Genomic DNA, 19,292 nt, shown 5'->3' with positions numbered 1-19,292 from the left:
TATCTTTCCGCTCTTGTAGCACTTCTAGTTTTATCCGTCGCCTTTGGTGCCAGCCAGCTTCCTCGGTTTCGTACCATTTCCGAGTACAGCCTTCACCTCTTGCAAACTCTAGTTGTAACCTCCGCTCCTTACGGCTCTTCTAGTTACAGCTCCCACTCGAATCAACGATACAGCATCAAATGGTGACGCAGATTCTTAAACGTTGCCGGGAGCGTACCGCCCAGCTCTCCATCCAGGTTCAATTGCACATAGCCTGGCGAAGTCACTTCCATATAATCCGTCTGGAAGTGAACAACCTTCTTATCGTTCAGATGCTCACCACGTAATGCAAGCGTCACGAGGCGGATCATGTCAGCCAGGTTACATTTGCGCACACCAATGACATCGAACAGTCCATCATCAATCGTCGCACCTGGGGCAAGCTTCTCGAAGCCTCCAACGGAGTTCGTATTAGCGATCAGGAATAACATGAATTCGTCATGAATTTCCTCCTGACCTGCTGCGCGGATAATTAGCTCCTGCGGAGACAGGCTCGCCATTTTCTCAATGCCCTTCATGTAATAGGCTAGTTGCCCAATCATCGTTTTTAGACGGCTCGGCACTTCATAGGTCAGCTCAGTCAATGAACCTCCACCTGCGATGTTGATAAAATATTTATCGTTCACCTTCCCAAGATCCAGAGGACGAAGCTGTTGGTTAATCACCAGATCGACGTAATCCTCCCACTGCCTTGGAATTCCCAGTGCACGCGCAAAATCATTGGTCGTTCCGAGTGGAAACACGCCTAATGGTGGACGATTCTCACGCTCAGCCATACCGTTGATGACTTCATATAGCGTCCCATCGCCACCAGCAGCAATAATCATATCGTATCCACGTTCAATGGCGAGTTCCGCTTCCCGGGTTGCATCTCCCTCACCCGTTGTTGCATGACATGAAGCTTCAATACCACCCTGATCCAAACGTTGCAAAATATCAGCCAGACGTTTCTTCATTTCTTCCCGGCCTGAGGTCGGATTATATATTAAACGAGCTTTTTTCATCTCATACGCCACCTATTCCACATTATGCATGAGTCTGTACGATCTCATTCTCATTAGCTTTCATTGTAAGCCTCTTGCGCTATCCAGAATTTACCCAACTCATCCTATCCGTTAATCATGCCTTAACAATGTTGTTATCCTATATCTATGCTTAAGGAATTCCGTCTCATTCCCTAAGCCTTTATATTACATCATATCATCAAATGTGAACTTGTCCTAGCCTATAGAGTGCAACCACCCTAGTCCTCGATGAAAATGGTTCCTTTTACATAACACACGATGTTTTTCAAAACCGATTATATAAACTACCATTCTGCCCGCCTACGCAAAATTTAATCTACTACAGTACCTACAAACCTTGCTTCTCCACATGAAAAATCGGACATAGGCCTGCTCATTATCTCTGATAAGTCCGATAGACGAAGGTCATTAACAATATCGAATACTATCTATATAGCAAAACTGCCCCCTCATCAAGGAGACAGTTTTAATATGAGCTATTCTTCAGAGCACTAGATACTACTCATATTTATGAAAATAAAGACCGTTGAATATCTACTGCATGCCATGTTCTACAAAGATAACTGCGGATTATTATTAAATGCAGTTCTACAAAGGTAGTTCTACAAAGGCAGTTTCACCAGTACATCATATGTTGTGCCAGCTTGAATATCTGTGATGATATCGCCATCAATCCGCTGACCATTCACATGAACTTCCATCGCCTGAACAGATGCATCCTTCTCCATGTTTACGCGCAACTCAGCCCCGCGGAACAACCGTGTAACTGAAGCTTTGTTCCAATCCTCAGGTAGTTGTGGGCGAACTAGAAGCCCTCGCGGGTGACCTTGCAATCCGAACAGACCGTCAATCACACAACGATAGACCCAAGGTACCGTACCTGTGTTGAACAGATTACTGGATCGTCCGGCTGTACGTGGGAATTGGCGATAGGCTCCGCGATAATAATTGGGAATAAATACAGGTAGTTGTCCACGCTGGATTATATCCTCGGCATTGGGGCCTGGTATCATTTTACGCAGCAAACGATAGGCTCTCTCCTTCTCTCCGACCAGATACAACGAATAGATATAGAATGCTGCAGCATGGTTATATACCGCTCCGTTCTCTGCGCTTCCGGGATGCTTTTGCGTAACCCGTCCCACATCCTCACGCATAGCTGTGAAGGACGGCGCGAGCTTCTCGACACCATATGGGGACTCCAACTGCTCCTCTACCGCACGGATTAACTTCTCCCGCTTCTCTTGATCCGCAGCCCCGCTCATGAGTGCCCAGCTCTGAGGGTTGATATAGATGCGTCCTTCCACATCCGTGCTTACACCAAACACGACATTATCATCCGTAATGCCCCGCGCATACCAGTTACCATCCCAGAGGTACTCATTCGCTACTGCATTAGTCTGCGTGGCTTCCTGACGGAACTCTCCTGCAACCTCAGCATGCCCTGCCTGTTCAGCAATATCTGCCCACACGTTAAATGCATATGCCGTTGCAATGGTTAGCCAACCGGACACCCCAATGCCTTTGTATCCTACCATGTTCATCGGATCACACCAGTCACCCTGGTTAATGTAGTTCAACCCTCGGCCATCCCGCTCATGGATCAGCCAGCGCATCGCAAGATTCATATGTTCCAATACCGATGCCTGCTGCTCACTGTCTGCAAAAGAAACCTGTTCCTCCAAAATGCTATAATCATTCGTTTCATCCAAATACGTCTTGAGGCAGACCGGAAGCCAGATACAGTGGTCGGTATGAGGAATCTGGTTAATATATTTCAACTCTGCGTCCGGGTGCAAAATAATACCGTCCGGCATCGCGCCGCTGATCTGCTGCTGAGACATGGCAGTTAGGAAGGCAGCCCTCGCAATCTGTGGCTGAATATAGCTCATGCCCATATTGTCCTGCAAATAGTTTCGTGTCTGCGGATCGGTGGATAGACGATTAGTCTTACCATGATAGTACATTTGGCGAGGTAGCCAGTGATTCACAATATTGTCCAGCCAACCATCCGGCGTCTCGATCTGGATATTGCCTTGCCCTGCAGCAACATAATCCGCATATTCCTGCTCGGCTGCGGTAAATCCGTCCTGTCCCTTTTCATTTTTGCTCAAAAAGTAGTGCTGGCGGACGCTCTCAATCTCTGCTTCATCATAAGCCGGGCCAAAGATAAATCGATAGTCCTGCTCCGCGCCTGCATCCAGCTCCAATCTATATTGCAGCACAGCCACAGGCGTCTCATACCGTGCATCTCCACCACGTAGTGTATCCGATTGAAGAGCCGAAGGAGCATGAAGTCCACCTTCGCCTTCGAAGCTCTCTTGATTCACTTCCCAAGAGACTGGTTTATGCTCTGCAAGCAGATAGGTCTTGTCCTTATAGTTCTTGATTTTGCTATAATCCTGATACTTCTGGTACGGCGTAATCGCCGAGCAGACGATACTCTGCAGATTCTCTACATATGAACCGGATTGGTTCATCCATGACATATAGCCGACCGTAAAATACGGATAGATACTAAGCTTGCGTTTTCTCGAAGACAGGTTCGTCACTCGCACTCGCCATAGCTCCATCACATCTTCCTTCGGTAGACGCAGGGACATTTCGATGCAAATATCGTCTTGAACAACTCTCCAATGAATATCGTTTTTACCTACAGCGAAGGTATATTGGTCGGCCTGTTTACGAACTGGTTCATATGGTGCTGAGAAAAGTTCGCCACTTTCTTCGTCTTTGATATATACAAATCGTCCTGGATGGTGAGCAAAATATGGCTGTTCCGGTTGCATAAACGTTTTGGCTTCCAGATTGGGCGCGTATGAGTATTTGGCAGGTTCCGGTTGCATAAATTGAGCCACAGCATACCCCCGGCAATTCACATGGATCATCATCTTCTCATTCCACAAAAATCCGGATGCCTTCGGTAGAATCGTCGGGCTTGTCAATTCAACATATTGATTATCTTCCGTTACTTTAATCATCACTGAACCTCACTTTCAGAGTATGAAATCATAATACAGAAAACGTTTTAGGCAACTTGTATACAACTTCGTCCATTATAACACGGGAACGCTTACAATAAATCGTAATTTCAAGAACAAGTTGCTATCATAACATTTGCCTTGGGACCACTTGAACTTATATGGACATTGCAAAAAATCCCATCACAGTTACCGTAGACGTGTTGGTTATCTACGCTATACTATGATGGGAGCATATCAGAAATCTTAGTTTTTCATTTTTCTTATCGTTCATGGACACAAGGGAGTTCTAACATTTCTTTCTTCAAAAGAAAGCTTTACACCTCAGTCGCACGACATCGGTCTAACAAAATACGGATCTGCCGTTCCAGCCACTGACCTAAGAGCGGATGTGGAAGCAACGTCTCACCGCGATATGCGTAATTCAGATCCTTCAGGCGCTCCGGAATAACGTTCATGGTGAAATAACCGGCACTCAAAAACAGCGGCGCCACGATCACTCGGCTCCCCCGCTCTTCACCCCAATACTTTGCCTTATCGTACACGCTCTCCGGGTTAAGCAAAGCATAATCTGTGTGTGCTACACCACTAACCTCACGAACCCGTTCCGCAAGTGAAGCAATACCTGCTTCCCAGCGCTGACGGAATCCATCACGGATACTTCCATGACCCACCAGCAGAATCGTTTCTTGTTCAGGCTTCTGTGACAGTGACTTCACTTTATCCCACACCATAACAGCGATATCAGGATCGTTATCGACCGGATAGCCGAAGTATACCTTGGCTGTGACATGGAACGGTTCCAGATCAGTTTCACGTTCTGGCGCGTCTTTGGCGCCAATCGCATACTCTATCTCATCCACATGCGTACTGCCCGAAGATACAAATAGAGGTACAACTAAGAGATCGGTAACGCCTTGTGCTTCCAGTCGGTCGATACCGTCCTGGATCAGGCGTCCTTCCACAAGTTCAAGAAAACCGGCTTCAACAGGCATAGCCTCAGGTAGGTTTAACTGAGCGATCGCGTCATCGACGGAGTCTACCCAGGTCTGCTCCTGAGAGCCGTGACTAATGATAAGTACACCCGGCTTCTTCATCATTAGCGTCCCAGACGTTCCAAGGTCATTTTATATCCATCATTACCATAGTTCAGGCAACGTTTAACGCGGGAAATCGTCGCAGTGCTTGCGCCTGTCTCCGCTTCAATCTGATTATACGTGTTGCCTTTACCAAGCATACGGGCAACTTCCAAACGTTGAGACATCGATTGAATCTCATTTACTGTGCATAGATCATCAAAGAACACATAACATTCTTCAATATCTTTCAGTGTTAAGATAGCTTCGAATAATTGCTCAATACTTTTATCATTTAGCTTTTTCAGCTGCATTTTATCATCATCCCCTAGCGGTTACTGTGTACCCCCATTGTACGCATCCTGAGTTGGTATTTCAAGCGTTAACGATTTCACGCAGTGCAGAATAAAAATACATGTTACCGTTTTCAAAAGAACTATTGTCCTCCCACCGCGTACATCTCGTGATAATCCCGCAGTATACCCAGTTTTTCGCCTGTATATTCCCGATTAAATATGTAGGATTTTAACCATCCTAAATGTTACAATTTTGTGTCTGAACTACCGAATGCGTCATAGAATCCCCTCTAATGCCCTGCGCCCAAATCCGCAAATATCCCGTTTTCCGTGATACCCGCCTACGCCGTCTCTCCGCGAATGACATACAGTATAGCAAAAGGGAGTTCCTTCTCGGCCTTGTTATGTACTTTTGACACCAAGCTGAGGGAACGCAATTCCGAAATCCAACATAGAAGGAACGTGATTGTTTATGCCACAGCATTATTATCACCGCCAGCCTACGCCACGGCAACGTCCGTCTTCCCATCCACATCGGCAACGGCAGGCTTATACTTCAGCCTATGCACCGCCAGGGGTTATCCAACGTTCATTAAATGAGGCTCCGGTTCAATCCATGTATCCTGGCGTGGAACCCTATTACCCAAACTTCGCTGAAGTGGAGGCATCTGGACTGGTTCCTTATGGGCAAGGTGCACCTGCCCCCAATTTTTATGCCGGAGGCGCCCCAGTCAGTGCCCCGATTCCGGTTCAAGAGCCTGCATCATCTGGTAGCTCTGGGTTCTCACTTGCCAACATCGGTGAATTAAAAGGAATGATCGACCGTTTCGGTGGTATTGATGGCATCATGAGCGGCATCGGCAAAATGCAAAAAGTTGTCGGCGGTATTCAGCAAATGGCTCCAATGATGAAACTGGTGATGGGAATTTTACCGTTTGGTAAAGGGAAAAACAATAACAGCGAGGCAGATGCGGATTATGAGGAATATTCTTCACCTCGACCACGTAAACGCCGCAAAAAAACGACAACAACTCCTCGTCGCCGTAGCAACACGGTAAAACGTAAAGCAAGTTCCACCAAACGTCGTCCCAAAAGCAGCAAACGTTAACGCTCGCTCTGGCACCTTCTTGAAGAAAGAAGGTGCCTTCATTTTTCTCTATTTTTATTAAGAACCTATGTTCTTATTTAGCTGAATTAAGGTATACTATTATATGTTAACCCAACCATTGCACACATTTAATTGGTCGGGCATATTGAACATAACCAATAGCTGAACTTAGCCATTACATAAGAAACAAGGAGGCAGACTATGGAACTCTTTAAAGATAAATACACACCTGCATTAATAGAACGAACGGGTAAACTACTGCAGCAATTTCATCCCGCACTGGATACCCAGCGTTTTCGCGATCTAGTCTTTGCCGAAGGCTGGGATACATTAGAGTTCAAGGCAAGAATTCGCCGAATTACCCTCGCATTAACTGAAGTACTTCCAACTCGTTATGAGGATGCGTTACAAGTCATTGAGCAGGCTGCACCGGACATGCGCGGCGTTGAGTATCTATTCGTACCCGATTACATTGAAGTTAATGGGCTTGAGCCAGAACACTATGCGTTATCCATGAAGTACTTAACCGTCTTCACACCTTATTCCAGCTCGGAGTTCGCGGTACGCCCGTTTATTGAACGTTATCCCATTGAAACGATGAAGCATTTGATGGAATGGACAGGCAGTCCGAACGAGCATATCCGCAGATTAGCAAGCGAAGGCAGCCGCCCACGTTTACCATGGGGCTCGAAGCTCCGAAGTTTAGTCAGCGATCCTTCACCCGCACTCCCTATTCTCCATGCACTTAAACAGGACGATTCACTCTATGTACGTAAAAGTGTGGCAAACCATCTCAATGACATCTCGAAGGATCATCCTGATCTGGTTCTCGATCTCGCATCCACTTGGTACGGGCAGCATGAGCATACCGACTGGATTGTACGTCACGCGTGTCGTTCCCTACTCAAGCAAGGACATGTACAAGCACTGCGTCTATTCGGTTATCTTGAACAGGACGCCATTCATATTGAACATCTATCGCTTGCGCAGGAGACCGTAGCCATCGGCGAGGAACTTCATTTTTCGTTCGATGTGGTAAATGAGAGCGGTGAAGCACAGATGCTGCGGATTGAATACGAGATGGGCTATATGAAGGCCAATGGCAAACAGGCACCCAAACGGTTCAAATGTTCTGACAGGGTATACCCGCCAGGAAGAACGCGAGTAACTACGAAGCAATCGTTCAAGGTGATTACAACGAGAAAATATTATGCGGGTCTGCATACGCTAACCATTATTGTGAACGGGGCAGAGACAGCCAGCGCTTCTTTTGTAGTGGAAGTATAGAGCCACAGCATAACGCGGCAGCAAACCCAAAAGTTATTCACATCTTATTTGCTGCCGAAAACTTATTCACATGTGGATACATTTGATTTCCCTTGTAAACAAGAATCATAAAGGCCACCTGGCAACTGATCTCCTGACCGTTAATACCGTCTGAGATTTTGCCCTGTGGCCTATACTGATGTAATGTTCGGAATTTTACGCTATCACTTGAACCATCCGCGCTTCACAAACCATGCCACCATACTTCCGCCTAGCACAAACATCAATAACAGTACCGCACCATACCCAAATTTCCACTGTAGCTCAGGCATATAAGCAAAATTCATCCCATAAATACCCGCGATCAGCGTAAGTGGCATAAACACCGTTGTAATCACCGTGAGTGTTTTCATAATCTGATTCATTCGATTGGAGTTCAGTGAGATGTAGCTATCACGCAGATCTGCTGTCATCTCTCGATCAGCCTCAATCATATCCGTCAGCTTGAGCAGATGATCATAGATATCCGTAAAATACGCTGTATGCTCTCCTGTCCGCTGCACATGCTGTGAATTAATCACTCGGTAGAGCAGATCCCTCATAGGGACTACTGTCCGTCTGAGCTTGAGTAGCCGGCTACGCAGGTCGAACACCTGGTTCATCAGATCCTCCACCGACTCCCTGCCACCCCGGTTTTCCAGATCTGCTAGCTCATCTTCAATGGCAAACAAGGACGGAAAATAATGATCGACGAGTTTGTCCATCACGGTATAGGCTGCAGCTACCGGGCCGCGAGCCCAGATCGTTCGTTCATGTGCGTGATGCAATAACCGCTCCCAAGCCTCATCGACCTCTTCAAGTACACCGTGGTGAAATGAAACTAAGAAGTTAGTTCCTAGAAACAAGTCCACCTCTTCCGCTTCCAGCGTGACTGGATTCAAGGCATGTAACACAAGAAACTGTAAATTATCATAATAGTCGAGCTTTGGACGCTGCAATACATGCAAACAATCTTCTATCGCTAACGGGTGAAAATGAAAATATGTATCCAGCATACGGCTTTCTTCTTCCGTAGGCTGGTTAAAATCTGCCCATACCCAGGCATAATCGTTCAAATCTAGCTCTGCAAGTGGCACATTTACGGAGACTTGATGATCTCGTGTTATCGCGAGTGTACGTATCATAAAATAGACCACGTCCTTGTCCTAGTATCCTTTACGTTATTGTACAATTTAATCATCATATCGTCTCCTGCAACCGCCTGCTAGTCCTTGCTACGTATAGAAGCTCCTGCGAACACGACAACAAAAAAAGCCAACCCTGTTGGCTTCTCTCATTCCCTATCCACAGTTTCCTGTATCCACAGGATAAATATCTTTTGGTTTATCATTCCACGGATGGCTATCCACATATCCAGCCTGTCCACACGTTCATGCACAGGCGTCTCTTCTTTTTGGTTGTATAATTATCCACATATCCCGATATTCACAATGTTATGAACAACTGTGATTAGCTTGTCCGTCATGATTAGGAACATTTTTTCTTATTAATGCGTGTTCAAAAAGGTCGGTTTTCAGTACCAAGAAGATGGGATGAAGATAGAAATGGAGTAGCGGAGCGTAGATTAAGCTACGTGAGCAACTACATTGTTTCCGAAGGAAACAAACTTCGTAAGCCTCCACTTATTTCGGCTGAATCCCATATTCGAAGCTGAGATGCCGCTTGCGCATCCTTCGTAATCAAAAGCGGACTTTTTGAACAACTTCTATTAGAAAATGATCCAGTACAGCAAACCTGCTAATGCTGCAGTAATTGGAATCGTAATGAACCAGGTAATAATGATCCGTCCAGCTAGTCCCCATTTTACGGCAGAGAAACGTTTAGCAGAACCAACACCCAGAATTGCGGATGTGATTGCATGCGTTGTACTTACCGGAAGATGTAGTAACGTCGCAGTGAAAATAACGGAAGCCGCTGACAAGTCTGCAGCAAAACCATTAATCGGTTCGATTTTAAAGATTTTGGTTCCCATGGTTTTGATGATTTTCCAACCACCAATGGAAGTACCAAGTGCCATGGCTGTTGCTGCAGAGATTTTAACCCACAGCGGAACCTCCAAATGGTCTTGTACTTTGGCTGCAACGAGAGCAAAGGTGATAATCCCCATCGCTTTTTGTGCATCGTTCGTACCATGCGTAAACGCCTGTAGTGCCGCTGTGAAGATCTGTACCGTACGGAATCCTTTGTTCACGTTATGCGGACTGCGTTTGGCGAAAATGTATTTGAGAATAATCATGACCACATAACCTATGGCAAATGCAATCAGAGGTGATAACAACAAACCTCCGACGATATCAATAAATCCACTCCACTTCACTTTGTCCGATCCTGCACCTACGAATACAGCTCCTGCCAACGCTCCAATCAGTGCATGAGAGGATGAAGAAGGAATTCCGAACCACCAGGTTACAAGATTCCAGATAATCGCCGAGATCAAGGTGACGATGACGACCTCAATCCCGTTATCTAGCTTGGTGGGGTCGGTCACACTCCCCCCAATCGTCTTCGCAACACCCGTAAACATCATTGCACCGACAAAGTTCATCACGGCTGCGAGTAGAATCGCACGTCGCGGCGTCAGTGCCCGTGTTGATACCGAAGTGGCAATGGCATTAGCCGTGTCATGAAACCCGTTGATGAAGTCAAACGCCAGTGCAAGGAAGACGACTATACCTAATACCCAAATCGTTGTTTCCATTATTCTCTGGCTCCTTAAGAATTACGCATGATGATGGACTCAAGCACGTTCGCTACATGTTCACAAGCATCCGTCGTCGTCTCAAGACGCTCATAAATTTCTTTGCGCTTGATCAGTTCAATTGGATCTGACACGGTAGCGAAGAGATTTTTGATACACATGCGCAGTACTTCGTCGCCCTGGTTTTCCAGATCATTCAAACGAATGGTGTACTCACGGATAGCGAGCAATTTTTTCTGTGACAGCAGATGAATTGCCTTCTGAATTTCGTAAGCCGATTGGCGCAAAATGTCAGCGAATTGAACGATATACTCGTCTGGATCCGTCAGTTGGTACATATAGAAACGGGAAGCCGTTGCTTCGATTCCGTCCAATACGTCATCAAGAGTTGTTGTCAGCTCCATAATATCATCGCGTTCGATCGGCGTGATAAATGTTTTGTTGAGTTCTGTAATGATCGTATGCACGTAATCATCACATTTCGACTCGTACTTCTTCATTTCATTGGCAAAAAGAGTCACATCCTGAAGGTTGGAAACATGCTGGGAGAAATAATCTGCCGCTTGAACAACCGTATCTGCCATGTTCTCCAGTGTTTCAAAAAATATATCCTTCTTCTTCTTAAGCTTCATAGCTCTATCCCCTTTACGAGAAATTGCCGATAACCGATGAAACATGAAATGACAACCTTTGATATCTTATCATATTTGTTTCATGGTTTGTACAAAAGGTGTGATCCTTTTTTATATTCTTATCACATTAATCTGAAATGAATCTTAATTATTTGGTATGGCTGGCAAATTCAAGGTTAGATTTTACACTGCGTTTATAAATGGGCTCAAAAATCGGATGTGATGGCAATCTCATTTTCACACTAGATCTAAATTCCCTGACCTGAATCATCATCTATTCGGAATCTAAATTCGTCGATCCATGTCGTTTCCCATCTATTTCTCCATCCGTTTTTCCATTCATTGTCATCTGCTGCTGTTGCACGATTCGGGTGAACTTTATTTATTGCTCACTCAGCTTCACGTGGTCGGCAAAACTCGGCTGATTCGGCACAATGCTAATAAACGTCTTACCCGGCACAAGCGCTACCTCACGGCCATCCTGCACAAATCGAATGATGTCGCTTTGCTTCTTCTCCCACTGTCCACGGATCATCTTGCCTTTCTGGAATAACATCGCTTCCCCGCCTTGCTCCAGATTGACGGACAATCGACCTACATCATCGAGCACCTTGTGATCTGCACCCGCAACAATGATGTTGGCTGCTCCAAGTTGTTCACCATTATCCATATCCTGATCGGCTTTACCGTTTACCAATCTCATATATCGTCCGCTAACTTCATCATAATCATACGTCACAAGGTAACTATTCAATAAATAATGAATTTCGAATTGCTTCGCTGTCTCTCCGCCAGAAGTAGAACCTTCTTCATTATAGGTATAGACAGGTGATACACTATCGTGACTGTAACCCTTAATATCGGCTCCTTCTCTCAGCTTGTCCACAGAGGTGTATAGATTATGCGGAGCTTTACGATCGGAAGAACGCCAGAAATACGGCCCACCGTTTGATATTTCATCCATATGTTGTTTTTGTTGTCGTTGCAAAATCGAATACGCCTCTGGGCTACCGCCTGCATGAACAAGCACTCCGTCATAGCTCTCGCCAAGCTGGATCAGATACGGTCTAATGCTACGCACTGGCCCCACTGTCTCAGCGCCGCCTTCACTCTGGAATATTGCGATGAACCGGGTAATCCCTCCCTCTGCAAGCACCTCCAGAATAATATCTGCAGCACTTAGACCCGATTGTGGCCTTGCGGCAGGAGCATTATTAATCATTACAGCCAAGGGTCTGTTTGTGATTGCTTCATTAGAAGGTAAACCTGTAAGTGGGGCAGTAAAAAGAGCTTTGGCTGGTTCTTCGACGACTTGTTCCTCCTGTACGGGTGCTGGAACATTATTCGGCTGCTCTGGCATCTGGGCTAACTCTTTGTCCTGACACGCAGCAAGACTGATGGCAAGGATAAGTAGGGACGTAGCGGATGCAGTTCGTTTCCATGGGAAAAGCTTCAATTCAATGTACCTCCTGAACGATATGGCTGGATCTAAGATGTGGACGAATATCTCATGTAGAAGACCATTTCACGTTTTTCTTTCCATTTAATCACAAGAGCAGTGGTTTGTCTTTGATTTGGGAGCAATTCTCTACCCCAAAACCTCCATTTGAAACAATGGTTAAGAAACGAAATGTGTCCTAACTGTGAACTTCTCAAACCTTACTTAAAATTTGAATTAGATTGTGATTTTTATCACAAACAAAACAGACTCCGGACTATACAATAAAGACATCAAAGGTGATCACTTAGAAAAACAAAAACAACACACACTAGATTCCATGAAGGAGTGGTTTATATGTTCAGCTTCAACCAATGGCTTAGAGAAAACAAAGTGGCAATGTGGATTTTGACAGTACTTCGGGTATACATCGGTTACGATTGGATGATGCATGGTTGGGACAAATTGACTGGCGGATTCCAAGCTGGGGGCTTCCTTGCAGGAGCATTGGAAAAAACAACGGGTGACCATCCTGCAGTTCAAGCTTGGTGGGGAACGTTCCTAGAAAAATTCGCTGTACCAAACGCTGGATTGTTCGACTTCATTATCCCGCTCGGTGAATTCCTTGTAGGTCTGGGTCTCATCCTTGGATGCTTCACAACACTGGCTGCACTGATGGCAATGGTCATGAACTTCGCGTTCCTCTTCTCGGGCACAGTGAGCACGAATGCTCAGCTCGTAGTCATGGAAATCTTCATCGTAGTCGCTGGTGCCAATGCTGGTAAAATCGGTCTGGATCACTGGGTACTGCCTTATCTTCGCGGATTGTTCAGCCGTAACAAAGGTAATAACACCAAAGACACACCAACCATTAGCGCGAATCACAAAACAGCTTAACCAATAATAAACAACGCTGCTGCCCTGCTCTCCATCCCCCGGAGAGTGGGGCTTTTTATGTCCAAATATGCTATGTTCTATAGTCGGCCTGAGTAGTGAATTACGATTAAAATGAAAAAAGCCGTCTTACGATATAACATCGTAAAACGGCAAGAGGTCAATCCCCGCATCGGGTTCATTTGTGTCGGGGTGCATTCATCAACACTTGCACCATTTCCGCTCGTGTGGCTTCCGCGTTCGGAGCGAATTGTCCGTTGCTTCCGCCATCACATCGCGATTACTTCACTCGTGCTCTCATTAATACCTGCGCTGCTTCCGCACGGGTTGTCAGCGCCGAAGAATCAAATGCACCGTTGACTCGACCTTTCATCAGACCCGATTGTTGCATGTGAGCTGCTGCCTTGCTTGCCCAGGCAGGGATGCTGGCTGCATCAGAAAAGGAAGCCTCGGTCGCAACATCAGTCAATGTCAGCGCACGGCTAACCATAACGGCCATCTCCGCACGTGTGATTGGAGCATTTGGATGGAAGTTGCCACTTGCATCCCCTTGAATCCAACCCAGCACACTTGCCTGTGCAATCTCCTTACGAGCCCATTTCCCAATCTGCGCCTCATCCGTGAAAGATAGACTTGTTGCATCTTCTTGCTCAGACACCGGCTTCAGCATCCGTACAAGCATTGCTGTAAATTCTGCTCGTGTAACATGTGTCCCTGGACGGAAGCTTCCATCCGAGTAACCATTTACAATACCAAGCCCTGCCGCTTCACGAATACTGTCAGCTGCCCAGTGACCTTCAATATCACTAAAATTGGCTGCTATAGGAGTAGCTATCGTTGCAGGAACTGCCATCACAGCAAAACGTGTAAAGTGATTCACATCTACGCGGATTGAATTGCCGTCCACTTTGCCGTCTTCAACCATTGTCCATGGAGTGTTCGGCTCTTGCTGGTACAAGACCGCAAGTTTCTCATTGCTTCGAAGTGAAGTAGGGTCAAAGGTCAGCGTTAACTTCACTGGAATCTTAAAATTACCCTGCGTATTTTTGGTGAACTCCACCACCTGACTCACAACACGTTGATTACTTGCTAAACCAGTCACCGGTGTGTCTACCACAATGGCTTTAATTTCTAATGGCTGATCTGAAGTACCAGCTGGAACTTCAAGGAGCACTCCTGTGCCTAGCCGAAGCTCGCCAGCTTTCCCTGCAGGAATGGACACGCTCGCCTGCGTAACATTGTTATCATTAGAAGGATTGCCACTTGAGATCGGACTGGAATTGGAGCTGGAGCCTCCTCCACTTTCGTTGCTTCCACTATCTCCACTCCCGCCACTGTTCCCTGTGTTTCCATTGTTTCCGGAGTTACCACTGCCTGGTGGTGGTATAAGCGTCCAACCCGCATATAACGTCATATCTGCATTAACGGCTGCTGTTGCAAAATCAAACGGCTGACTGCGTGCGATATCCGAGTACCATCCCGTAAACGTATACCCCGTTCGCACCGGATCGCTTGGACGAGATAACATCTCTCCGTTATTCATTTCAACAGCCTGTATTGTCGTTCCACCATCCGTATTAAAGGTGACGGTTCGCACGGCTATATTCCATTTCGCATACAACGTCATATCTGCCACTACTGTCGTTGTTGCAAAGTCGAATGGCTGCCCCGAATCGGTAAACCAGCCAGCAAACGCATAACCTGTGCGCTCTGGATCAGTTGGACGAGACAGAAGGTCGCCATAAGCAACGGTCTGTGGAGCAATTGCAGTGCCTCCATCCGTATCAAATGTAATCTGCTGTACTTGAACTGCCCATTTGGCATACAAAGTTACATCCGACTCAATCGGCTGACTAAAATCAAACTTAACCGTGAGCTGTGAGTCTGCAAACCAACCGGCAAAGACTTGACCTTCCGTATCCGAAGTTGGCTCATTTGTTAAGGTTAACTGATCGCCATGTCCGACACTCATATCCGGTATATCCGAGCCTCCGGTCGTATCAAAGCTAACGGTATAGAGAATACGTTCCCAACCTGCATATAGCTGAACATGATCCTGAATGGACGATGTCGCAAAATCGAAACGTTGCTGTAAGCTAGCATCACTATACCAGCCGGTAAAGGTATAGCCGAGTCGGCTCGGCTGTTGTGGCTCCTGCACTGGATTACCATAGTCGAGCAATTGCTCGCTCACTAGAGTACCACCATTACTCTCAAAACTGGCTACATATTGATTGGTGCTCCAACCTGCATATAAGGTAACCGAGTCAGTAATGATCGCCTGGAAGTCAAATGGCAGCGTATGTGCTGCATCTGCGTACCAATTGGTAAACGTATAACCCGTACGTACCGGATCTGTAGGACGCGTAATCCGTGTGCCGTACTCTATCGTCTGATCAGGCACATTAGCATGATCTCCCTGATATACGTCGAACGTGACCGTATAGGATTGGAGCGTCCAGTTTGCATAGAGCTGTGTATCCACCGTAACTGGCGTATTTGCAAAATCAAAGCGCTGAGTATGAGCCTCATCTGTATACCAACCCCCAAATGTATAACCCGTTAGCGTTGGAGCCGTTGGCTCGCTCATGAGCGTACCGTAGTCGATCTGACGATCCGCTACCGCTGTACCTCCGTTACTATCAAAGCTGACGGTGTACTGATTGATATTCCAGCCCGCATACAGTTGTGTATTTGTCGTGATCGGTGTGTTCGCAAAATCGAAGAGCTGCGTTTGTGCCGCATCACTATACCAGCTAGTAAATCTGTACCCTGTACGTGTTGGCGCCGTTGGTGCACTAATCGTGGAGCCATACGTAACCGGAACATCTGATACAGCTGTACCTCCGACGCTATTAAAGCTAACGGTATATTGATTGATACTCCAGCCTGCGTACAGCTGTGTATTTCCCGTTATCTCTGTACTAGAAAAATTGAACAGTTGTGTGTGGCTAGCATCGGTGTACCAACCTGTAAACGTATAACCCGTGCGCGACGGAGCAGTTGGTGCGCTAAGCGTAGAGCCATGATTCACTGCAACATCCGCCACTGCCGTACCACCGCTGCTGTTAAAGCTAACCGTATATTGGTTCAAAAACCACTCCGCATACAGCTGCGTATTTTGTGTTATTGCTGTATTCTCAAATCTAAAGAGATGCATGCGACCCACATCCGTGAACCAGCCGTTAAACGTATATCCTGTTCGTGTTGGCGCTGTCGGTTCGCTAATAGTCAAACCATGGTTCACCGGAATATCCGCTACGGCTGTTCCACCACTACTGTCAAAGCTGACGGTATACTGGGTAGTAATCCAACCTGCATACAGCTGTGTATTCGTCGTAATTGTGGTATTCGTAAAATGAAATGGCTGCGTGCGCGCCGCATCGCTATACCAACCGGTAAACGTATAACCGGTTCGTGTCGGAGCAGTTGGCTCAACCCCATGATCGCCATAATACAGATTTTGCGTAGCTACGCTCGTTCCGCCGCCGCTATCGAAAGTCAGCTGACGTGGTGCATAGTAGCTGAATGTGATGGTTGAACTATTGTTTGCCGCGTCAGTGACGATCAGTGTATAACTACCTTCCTGACTGACCTGACCTCCGTTCGCAAATGCCGTACCATTTAGTGTGGCAGTTCCATCACTAAACGTAATCGTCGGCGGCACCGTATAACGCCCGCTGTTCGTCACTCCGCTTACCGTCGGCGGCGTAAGATCAATTCTAAATTGAACCTGTGTCGAACCGTAACTGTTCATTGCGATTAACGTATAGCTGCCTTCCGCAGTCACCGCTGTTCCGCTCGTAAACGGATGGCCATTCAGGATAGCCGTGCCAGTCGTAAATACCGGATTGACCGTACGATTGTAAATGCTCTGATCACTAACACCGGTTACAACAGGTGGCACAGGTTGCTCCACCTTGATTTGGACCGTCGAATAACCGTTAGCAAATCCATTATCGTTGTAAGTCCTCACTGTAAAGCTATCATTACCGAAATAGTCCTTTGGAGCCTGATAAATAAAACCGTTACTGTCTTGCGTAACCGTTCCATACTGCGGCTGAGTGCGCAGCGAAACTCCCTTAGCATTCGCACTATCAGGCACATTGCCCATCATATCCGAGCTGTTAACTCGCAACGTCTGTCCAGTAGCTACAGTATAAATTGTATTTGTTCCTGCGACTCCAGAAGGCCCACCTCCTCGATCACCACGAGTAGGATATATCCCTGAACTAGCCACAGTATAATATTGAAAATTGTAAGGATTATTTCTTAAATTCGGGATAGCAAATGTACTCTGTCCATCGCCACCAAATTTCCATCCCACGAGTGCAAAAAGAGCTTGATACTCCATTATGCGCAGCGATCTTCCATCACTAGTGATCCAACTCGTTTGCATTGGAACAAGAAAGGGTATGGTCTGCCCTACTAAAACTTCACGTTTTGTACTGTTAATTTCCGTTCCATTCTGACTTTCTATCGGTCTCGCCGCAACAGCAAAGTGTAATGGTTGGTCTTGCAGCGGTGCACTGATCCTGGGCAAAGTGAATTTTTGACCATCCTGAGATCCAAACACATTACTAATAACGGAGTACAGCTGCGGATAACTCTGCGCATTATGTGTACCCCCATCCAGCTTGAGCCAGCCATCCGGTGAAAAATTATACGGAAAGATGCGCACTTCGCCTGCGTGCCCCATGGCAGTCCCGCCATCTTCACGTGCAGGATATAACCCTGTAGTAGCTATGTAATAGCCCATCCCGTCAGGTACGGGAAGTGATGTGAGATCCGGCAATGCAAAATCAGTTCGCCCATCGCCTCCATAGTAAGTACCAAGCAAAGAATACAAAGCAGAATTGTTCTGTAAGCTCATCTTTTGTCCAGCTGCAAACTCCCAACCACGCGGCACAAACCCGTAAGGAAATAGCTGTATCTCCCCTAAATACTGTTCATACCATATCTCCGCGTGTGCGGATCGTGTTGTTCCCAGCCCTGCCGATAATGCAGTAAACACTAGCACAAAGACCAGCATGATCTTCCATAAGGCACGACCGGTATAATGAATCACTCTAATATCTCCCCCTTGTTCATTCATGTTTTCTCATGCTCAATGCAACCCCGCCAAGTCGTAAAATGATGTTTGTACTCTGATATCTAGCGACCTGAAGCAAAGCCTTCTCTCTCTTCTATTGCATGATCCAGATGAGCTTGCATTTTCAGAACAGCCTATCATCCCCGTCACCATGCGATTTTTTTCTCATAGCCTATAACATGATTACGCTTAGTTTACTTTATAGATCAGGAAAATAATATAGCAAAACGTTAGTTTTTCAGACTTTATTTTTTGCACATTTTTACATTAGCAATGATATTAATCACAAATATAACTCTAATTTTCCAAAGCGTTACAACGCAAGTTGCTCATATCCAGCTGCATACACTTGCTCGCCTGTAGAATCCCATATTATGATGGTATAAAGTCCAACAGAACAAAGGAGTCTCTCTATGCCTACGCAGCGCCGTCTCGAAACTGACGCCGATTTTCAGGAAGCCATGACCTCAAAACATAAAATCCGGGTATTTAAAGATAACCACCAGATTGATTCTGGAGGTATCATCATCCGATTTGACGAGAAAACCGTTGTTGTTCAGTCCAGTGTCAGTGAACTGGCCTATCACTCACGTACCGAATGTGAGTTGTTCGAAATTCGCAAATAGTCCTATAACACACACTGAACATCAAAAAAAGGTTCCGCGCAGTCAACCAACTGACCGCAGG

General features: G+C 46.2%; 13 protein-coding genes. 4 read left to right on the top strand and 9 right to left on the bottom strand.

Annotated features, from left to right (window positions below):
• Positions 1–161 precede the first annotated feature (161 nt).
• From V6W81_RS03895 to V6W81_RS03880, 4 genes are all read right to left on the bottom strand, one after another.
• Positions 162–1,043 carry a diacylglycerol kinase gene (locus V6W81_RS03895; protein WP_145053299.1) on the bottom strand — a complete coding sequence of 294 codons (882 nt, stop codon included), beginning with the start codon at positions 1,041–1,043 and terminating at the stop codon, positions 162–164.
• Between the two features lie 623 nt (positions 1,044–1,666).
• Positions 1,667–4,045 (bottom strand): GH36-type glycosyl hydrolase domain-containing protein, encoded by a 2,379-nt coding sequence (locus tag V6W81_RS03890; RefSeq protein WP_338541618.1) that lies wholly within the window; start codon positions 4,043–4,045, stop codon positions 1,667–1,669.
• 317 nt (positions 4,046–4,362) lie between these two features.
• Entirely contained in the window at positions 4,363–5,142 is a 780-nt protein-coding gene (locus tag V6W81_RS03885) for a sirohydrochlorin chelatase (protein ID WP_338543933.1), read from the bottom strand.
• 2 nt (positions 5,143–5,144) lie between these two features.
• The gene (locus V6W81_RS03880) at positions 5,145–5,435 is read right to left on the bottom strand and encodes a YerC/YecD family TrpR-related protein (protein WP_017690665.1); all 291 of its coding nucleotides are present in this window, start codon (positions 5,433–5,435) and stop codon (positions 5,145–5,147) included.
• 454 nt (positions 5,436–5,889) lie between these two features.
• Between V6W81_RS03880 and V6W81_RS03875 the strand changes: the two genes are divergently transcribed.
• Together V6W81_RS03875 and V6W81_RS03870 are read left to right on the top strand one after the other, a co-directional pair.
• Positions 5,890–6,525: a tyrosine protein kinase gene (locus V6W81_RS03875; protein ID WP_338543932.1), complete on the top strand. Its 636-nt coding sequence runs from the start codon at positions 5,890–5,892 to the stop codon at positions 6,523–6,525.
• Between the two features lie 201 nt (positions 6,526–6,726).
• Positions 6,727–7,812 carry a DNA alkylation repair protein gene (locus V6W81_RS03870; RefSeq protein ID WP_338541612.1) on the top strand — a complete coding sequence of 362 codons (1,086 nt, stop codon included), beginning with the start codon at positions 6,727–6,729 and terminating at the stop codon, positions 7,810–7,812.
• 203 nt (positions 7,813–8,015) lie between these two features.
• On the opposite strand, the gene corA is transcribed toward V6W81_RS03870, so the two are convergent.
• From corA to V6W81_RS03850, 4 genes are all read right to left on the bottom strand, one after another.
• The gene (corA, locus tag V6W81_RS03865; protein ID WP_338541611.1) at positions 8,016–8,975 is read right to left on the bottom strand and encodes a magnesium/cobalt transporter CorA; all 960 of its coding nucleotides are present in this window, start codon (positions 8,973–8,975) and stop codon (positions 8,016–8,018) included.
• Positions 8,976–9,559: 584 nt separating this feature from the next.
• Entirely contained in the window at positions 9,560–10,549 is a 990-nt protein-coding gene (locus V6W81_RS03860) for an inorganic phosphate transporter (RefSeq protein ID WP_056692924.1), read from the bottom strand.
• Positions 10,550–10,563: 14 nt separating this feature from the next.
• The gene (locus V6W81_RS03855; protein WP_056692927.1) at positions 10,564–11,181 is read right to left on the bottom strand and encodes a DUF47 domain-containing protein; all 618 of its coding nucleotides are present in this window, start codon (positions 11,179–11,181) and stop codon (positions 10,564–10,566) included.
• A gap of 382 nt (positions 11,182–11,563) precedes the next feature.
• Positions 11,564–12,637 (bottom strand): DUF3048 domain-containing protein, encoded by a 1,074-nt coding sequence (locus V6W81_RS03850; protein ID WP_338541610.1) that lies wholly within the window; start codon positions 12,635–12,637, stop codon positions 11,564–11,566.
• Between the two features lie 339 nt (positions 12,638–12,976).
• Here V6W81_RS03850 and V6W81_RS03845 point away from each other — a divergent pair, with 339 nt between their 5' ends.
• Entirely contained in the window at positions 12,977–13,516 is a 540-nt protein-coding gene (locus tag V6W81_RS03845; RefSeq protein WP_145053288.1) for a DoxX family protein, read from the top strand.
• Positions 13,517–13,793: 277 nt separating this feature from the next.
• On the opposite strand, the gene V6W81_RS03840 is transcribed toward V6W81_RS03845, so the two are convergent.
• On the bottom strand, positions 13,794–18,581 hold the full coding sequence (locus tag V6W81_RS03840; protein ID WP_338541609.1) for an InlB B-repeat-containing protein: 4,788 nt from the start codon (positions 18,579–18,581) through the stop codon (positions 13,794–13,796).
• A gap of 437 nt (positions 18,582–19,018) precedes the next feature.
• Between V6W81_RS03840 and V6W81_RS03835 the strand changes: the two genes are divergently transcribed.
• The gene (locus tag V6W81_RS03835) at positions 19,019–19,231 is read left to right on the top strand and encodes a hypothetical protein (protein WP_062836228.1); all 213 of its coding nucleotides are present in this window, start codon (positions 19,019–19,021) and stop codon (positions 19,229–19,231) included.
• Positions 19,232–19,292 lie beyond the last annotated feature (61 nt).

This window comes from Paenibacillus tundrae, assembly GCF_036884255.1.
Classification (GTDB): Bacteria; Bacillota; Bacilli; order Paenibacillales; family Paenibacillaceae; genus Paenibacillus.
This window is presented reverse-complemented; position numbering and strand designations above follow the sequence as displayed.

What these genes read in the sequence shown, in the direction of transcription:
- V6W81_RS03860 (WP_056692924.1), bottom strand. Translation starts at nt 10,549, where the DNA reads ATGGAAACAACGATTTGGGTATTAGGTATAGTCGTCTTCCTTGCACTG.
- V6W81_RS03845 (WP_145053288.1), top strand. Translation starts at nt 12,977, where the DNA reads ATGTTCAGCTTCAACCAATGGCTTAGAGAAAACAAAGTGGCAATGTGG.
- corA (WP_338541611.1), bottom strand. Translation starts at nt 8,975, where the DNA reads ATGATACGTACACTCGCGATAACACGAGATCATCAAGTCTCCGTAAAT.
- V6W81_RS03870 (WP_338541612.1), top strand. Translation starts at nt 6,727, where the DNA reads ATGGAACTCTTTAAAGATAAATACACACCTGCATTAATAGAACGAACG.
- V6W81_RS03875 (WP_338543932.1), top strand. Translation starts at nt 5,890, where the DNA reads ATGCCACAGCATTATTATCACCGCCAGCCTACGCCACGGCAACGTCCG.
- V6W81_RS03885 (WP_338543933.1), bottom strand. Translation starts at nt 5,142, where the DNA reads ATGAAGAAGCCGGGTGTACTTATCATTAGTCACGGCTCTCAGGAGCAG.
- V6W81_RS03890 (WP_338541618.1), bottom strand. Translation starts at nt 4,045, where the DNA reads ATGATTAAAGTAACGGAAGATAATCAATATGTTGAATTGACAAGCCCG.
- V6W81_RS03880 (WP_017690665.1), bottom strand. Translation starts at nt 5,435, where the DNA reads ATGCAGCTGAAAAAGCTAAATGATAAAAGTATTGAGCAATTATTCGAA.
- V6W81_RS03855 (WP_056692927.1), bottom strand. Translation starts at nt 11,181, where the DNA reads ATGAAGCTTAAGAAGAAGAAGGATATATTTTTTGAAACACTGGAGAAC.
- V6W81_RS03835 (WP_062836228.1), top strand. Translation starts at nt 19,019, where the DNA reads ATGCCTACGCAGCGCCGTCTCGAAACTGACGCCGATTTTCAGGAAGCC.
- V6W81_RS03895 (WP_145053299.1), bottom strand. Translation starts at nt 1,043, where the DNA reads ATGAAAAAAGCTCGTTTAATATATAATCCGACCTCAGGCCGGGAAGAA.